Origin of the sequence: Lacticaseibacillus sharpeae JCM 1186 = DSM 20505 (assembly GCF_001436225.1) — a bacterium.
Lineage (GTDB): Bacteria > Bacillota > Bacilli > Lactobacillales > Lactobacillaceae > Lacticaseibacillus > Lacticaseibacillus sharpeae.
Window position 1 is genome coordinate 1 of sequence record NZ_AYYO01000029.1, and the last position, 5098, is coordinate 5098.

Annotated in this window: 6 protein-coding genes; 3 read left to right on the top strand and 3 right to left on the bottom strand. The window is 47.6% G+C overall.

The window, feature by feature from the left end:
• Positions 1-109: 109 nt before the first annotated feature.
• Positions 110-550 carry a hypothetical protein gene (locus FC18_RS06650; protein WP_156660879.1) on the top strand — a complete coding sequence of 147 codons (441 nt, stop codon included), beginning with the start codon at positions 110-112 and terminating at the stop codon, positions 548-550.
• Between the two features lie 109 nt (positions 551-659).
• On the opposite strand, the gene FC18_RS06655 is transcribed toward FC18_RS06650, so the two are convergent.
• The 3 genes from FC18_RS06655 to FC18_RS06665 all read right to left on the bottom strand — a co-directional run bounded on the left by FC18_RS06655 (position 660) and on the right by FC18_RS06665 (position 2231).
• Entirely contained in the window at positions 660-1031 is a 372-nt protein-coding gene (locus tag FC18_RS06655) for a hypothetical protein (RefSeq protein ID WP_054680648.1), read from the bottom strand.
• Positions 1031-1579 carry a nucleotidyltransferase family protein gene (locus tag FC18_RS06660; RefSeq protein WP_162207947.1) on the bottom strand — a complete coding sequence of 183 codons (549 nt, stop codon included), beginning with the start codon at positions 1577-1579 and terminating at the stop codon, positions 1031-1033. The genes FC18_RS06655 and FC18_RS06660 overlap by 1 nt, the downstream gene beginning before the upstream one ends.
• A gap of 223 nt (positions 1580-1802) precedes the next feature.
• Entirely contained in the window at positions 1803-2231 is a 429-nt protein-coding gene (locus FC18_RS06665) for a hypothetical protein (RefSeq protein WP_056975812.1), read from the bottom strand.
• Positions 2232-3560: 1329 nt separating this feature from the next.
• Between FC18_RS06665 and FC18_RS06675 the strand changes: the two genes are divergently transcribed.
• Positions 3561-3905: a hypothetical protein gene (locus FC18_RS06675; RefSeq protein WP_054680660.1), complete on the top strand. Its 345-nt coding sequence runs from the start codon at positions 3561-3563 to the stop codon at positions 3903-3905.
• Positions 3906-5003: an LPXTG cell wall anchor domain-containing protein gene (locus FC18_RS06680; RefSeq protein WP_054680662.1), complete on the top strand. Its 1098-nt coding sequence runs from the start codon at positions 3906-3908 to the stop codon at positions 5001-5003.
• Positions 5004-5098: the final 95 nt, after the last annotated feature.

A 5098-nucleotide genomic window follows, 5' to 3' on the forward strand; every position in this document is an offset into this window, starting at 1 on the left:
CATTGATTTAGATGTTATTTTCAGAAGTGGCTAACTTGTACTTGAAATTTACCATGCAAAAACTGACCCCGAATACACTAAGGTATATGTTGATTGGTTGAAGCAGAGTGTGGCGGCAGGATACACCGCTCCAAAAGCTCATAAGATTCTTGCTTATGTCGCACCGGATAGTACGGGTAACAATACTCAGAAAGAAAGACTGCAGTTAGGTTTCGCAACCTCGTGGGGCAAGGATGATACGTATTATCAGCTTCAGGATCTCGGAAAAAAGTTGAATATCCCAGTAAGAGATGTGTCAGCTGGAGGAGCAGTTACAAGCTTTGAGATTAGTCCAGACCACACAGTACGTAGTTACGGCACGTGGTTAGATTATGATGGCTCCGGACAGATATCACAAGAAATCTACAAAAATCATTACTACGGCCTTGGAGATGCAAAGTTTGTGATGATTACGCCAAAGGAGACATTTAAACGCTTGGGAACATCGAATACCAATATCAAGCTGGATAGTCCGACTGACAAGAATATTGGCAAGCTAATACTAAAGTAATTTTCTGATTGTGCTAGATTAGAGATGTAATACAGTGAAGTTTCCGCAGTAGAGATACTGCGGTTTTTTTACATGATCATTTACCCAGTTGCTCATGTAAAACTAGTGTCTATGCTTCCGCCGCACCCTTCTCACTATCCACATGGCTATCATCCTTGTCCAGCAGCTCAATCGCGGCCTGAATCGCCGGCGAATCCTGAGGCAAAGTGATGTGGTTCCAGTCGGCGACGCGCTGGAGGAACTCGGCCCAGGTGGGGACGAACTCGAATTGCTCGAAGTAGGGGTCGTAGGCGATGACGGCAGACAGTGTCGGGCTGGTTAGATTGAAGCGCTGACTGCTAACACCGGCTTCATTTAGTGCGCGGAAAGATTCGATTATTTTCCCTAGTGTTGTGGTTACATCAATGGTGAGTGGTGTAACAAAATCGTATGCGAATAGCTCATTGCCACCACCTAGAAAAATGAAGTGCCGATATTCCATTATAATGACCGTCCCCTCTTAATTAATTCATGTTGTTTATGCGCCAGTACATTGGTCTTCCAATCTACGCTGTCCCAGATTTGAATCTCCCAGGGTAAATGTTGATTGATGTCTTGCATATATAAGTGGAGGGCGTGATATCCACCTCGGTCGCGAATGTAACCTCTCTTGATGCTATTATTGTCTGTTTTGATGAAATAGTCCAATAACTGGTGCTCATATTGCCGAACACCACTAATGATTATTCGAGTTCCGAAGATATCGTTAATCGCTTTTACAATCGGGTAGTCTGATGGGCGGGTTGCATACCAATCCAGTTTAGCTTGAAGTGATTCGGCTAATTTGATTCTTGAACGCACTTCTGCGTTTGTAGAGCTGACTAAAGATTCAACCTGGTAGGCAAACCTAACTGACCTTTGCATGACTGCTTGATATTTGAACAGTGTATCCTTCTGTTCTGGATTATCTAGCATCTTCTTAACTGACACTTTCCGTGTGTTGAAGGTGGTAATCTGCGAATCATTGTCGATTGCGGCGTTAAAATTCATGTACATCTGGTGTAGCTGTGCAATGACCGATTCAATTAGTGCAATTTCGAATTATAGTGACATTAACCTCATTCCTTTGCGTTGAATAGGTAGTAGTTCTCCTATTAAATAGATTGCGCAGGTTAGGCTAAAAACACCGAAAAAAGTGAGCGAAAGGGCTAAAATTGGGCAAATTGTCTCAAGAATCGGGAATGTTGGTCACATTAGTTGAGAATGACTGCTGCTACGCACCAGTGTAGGCGGCAGAGCCGTCATGTTGAACACACAGGCTGATGCCAGAGCTTACTGCAGGAACTGCGGACGGCAGGGTGCCAGCAGTTAGTTCGCTGCGGAGAACCTGGGCCTCTAACGGTGTGTCTGGGCAAACGAATGGAGGCAGCTGCTGCCAGGCGGCGACTCGGGCGAGGAAGTCTGCCCAGGTATCAGTGAATGCCAACTGGCGGAAGTGCGGGTTGTAGTTCACGACGCCAGCGAGGGTGGGGCTATCGATGGTGAAGGTGTATTGACTGACGGGGACTGCAGGCAAGCAAGAAGTGAGTGTCTGCTGGATTAGCTGCAGGAACGGGCGGTTGTCGATGGTGGCATCGGTGACCAGATCATAGGCGAATGGCGTGTGGTCACCGGCAACGGTGATGAAGTGATTGTATTGCATATTGACCATCCTTTCGGTATGTGCGACGTGTTCAACGGCACTGACCACTAACCCACCATTAATTCTACGCGGACTGTGGGGGATTAAAACTGAGGCGGTTAACCAGTTGGACGGTTGTTAGGCAGGTTAACTAATGGGTAGGTCTTATTCTTAGATTAGAAAGAAACAAAGTATGCAGGCACGTCGACAGGCTGCATAAAGTAAAAATGGTCGATTCTGACGCTGGATAAGAGTGCGCGTATCACAAAATTAGCGGTGGCTTGGGGTTATGGAATGATTGGCCACAAATAGGCGGGAACGTTCGGTACACGGGGATGCTGGTAGTTGCACAACGAGTCAATCGTGAACAGTGAGCGCGAGTGCGGCGCGTTTGGTGCGGAACGGGGATGGATAGAGAAATGGAGAGGTAGGAACAAATCTAAGACGAACGCTTGCTGAAAATATAAATATTTCGTTATTTCAAAGCCTGGGGTCAGTTGGTGGTCAGCAGGACACAGATGTGCATGAAATCAGCGCAAAAGGCCGAAAATATTCAAATAATTCTCTCATATTAGCCTGCTTTTATTAGAAAGATAATTCATGTTGCGGAAATATTGGCGGCGTCAAGGGAAAATTGCAAAAATGCAAAACTGAGCAAAGTGGTTGGTATTAAAAGTAAAATCTGGTTGACAAATGCCCGTATGACTCCATTGCGGGCGTGTCATTACAGGTAAGACGAATTCACGAAAATTGAAAAATTGCACCAAAAATGCACAAAATCACATTACATTTATGTTACCAAGTTGTGCCTAAATCGACCCATTTTCACATAATTCACCGGTGGGTTTGTAAAGATTCATGAAAGCGACAAAGACGTGAACCTTGGCGTAATGTGAACGTGACGGGCGTTACCTTAATTCATGCGAAAACGCAGTGCTTTTCATGTAAAACTTTTCTGTAACAATTGGTCTGTTGCGGGCGGAAAAAGTGGGTGACACGGGGCTGGATGAGCCCTTGGCTTCATTGACGTTCGGGGCGGTGAGGTTTATTCTATCAAGTAGATACCCGCCTGCAATTCGAGGTTCGCTTTTTTTCCGGCTCGTTGCGCTTGTGTTCTGGCAAGATGCACTTGCCATTCGCCTCGCCCCCCTTGCTTGCCCCTGGTTGCAACCCTCCGCTTGCTCCCGCTTGCCCCGCTGCGTAGCTTCCTCTCTTCCTCCCCGTTGGATCTGATCTTGTTACCTTGCCCGGTTCGCGCTTGCTCCCGCTCGGTTACGCCCACTCGTTAGCATTCCCGGCCCCGCGTCTTCTCTGACTTTTGCGGGTACTACGACTAGGAGAGATATTATTATGAAGAAATTTACTACCAAGAAGTTCGCTATCGCCGCTGCTGCTGCCGCTACCCTGACCGTAGCACCTGCTATCGCTTCCTCTGCTTCTAACACCGTTTCCGCCGCTACTGAATCCGCTCAGTCCGCCCTCGCTGCGGCCAAGACCGATGCTGCATCAAAGACTGCTGCTGCTAAGTCGGCAGCATCTTCTGCTTCAAAGGCAAATGCGACTACAGCTGCCGCTAAGTCTGCTTTGACAGATGCTTCAACTGCTGAATCTACGGTTGCTGGTCAGGCAAAGACACAGGCTGACAACTATGCCGCAGCACAGAAAGACTATGCTGATCACTACGACCAGAACTAAATGCTGGCAACGACGGTTTCTCGCCACCTTGACGAGTACAACAATGACGCCGATGCAAAAACCAAGGAGGCTAAATCTGCTGTAGCTAGTGCAGCATTTGCCGCAAATGATCTCAAAGCGGAACAAGCAGCAACTGACAAGTTGGTAGAAACTGGTAAAACCGCCCAGTCAGCGAAGACCACCCTCACCAATAAGGTTTCTGCAGCACAGAAGGCTGAAGATGAAGCAAAGACTGCATACGATAACGCTAATGATGCAGTGACGAAGGCTGCTAGTGCAGCTCAGGCGCTTCAGAAAGCTGTTGACTCTGGCAACGTCAGCAAGGACTCGCAATTGGTTACCAAGGCAAAGCAAGCAGTAATTGACGCTGGCTTTGCTGCAGGCGAAGCAAAAACGGCATACGAAGCTGCTCAGAAGGCAACTACTGAAGCTGAACACCAACTTGAGGCTGCTACACCAAGCATCGATAAGGCAATTGATGCCGCAAAGAAGGCTGTTGCTAAGACTACATTTGATGCTGAAGACGTAAAGAGTGCACAGGATAAAGCAGATACTCTTGTTGAAGCTGCAAAGGCTGCTCAGGCAAAAGCGGCAGCTGCTGAGAAGGCAGTTAAGGATGCACAGGACAAGATGAAGCAACTTTCTGGCGACATCTTCCGTTATGAGGTGTCTAGTCGTCTTTCTGGGCAGGCTCTTGAAAAGGCAAAGCAAACTCTTAGTGACGCACAGGCTGATTACGACTCTGCAAAGGCAGCATCTGATAAGGCCAATGCAGAAGCTGATTCTGCGCAGAAGGCTGCTGATGCTGCTGCTGCTCTTGTTAAGAAGCTCAGCACGAAGACTCCCGCAAAGCCAACAACCCCAGAACCCGCTACTAAGACACCAGCCAAGGTTGGGGCTAAGAAACTTGCTTCTCCAGCCGCTACTGGCGCAACCAAGAACCTTAAGTCTGATGCAACGAAGTCTACCAATAAGAACTCTAACAAGTCCCTCACCCAGACTGGTAACAGCGTCAACACCGCTGCTACCGCCGTTGGTGCAGTTGCTGCAATGGGCGCACTGTTTGGTCTTGCTGGTTTCCGCAAGCGCAACGCGTAATCTTGAATATATCAAAAAAGTGCTCCCTTTTCGGGGGCACTTTTTGTGGAACTATGTCAAACGGTGTTGAATAGTAAATTTATCATTTGGAGTTC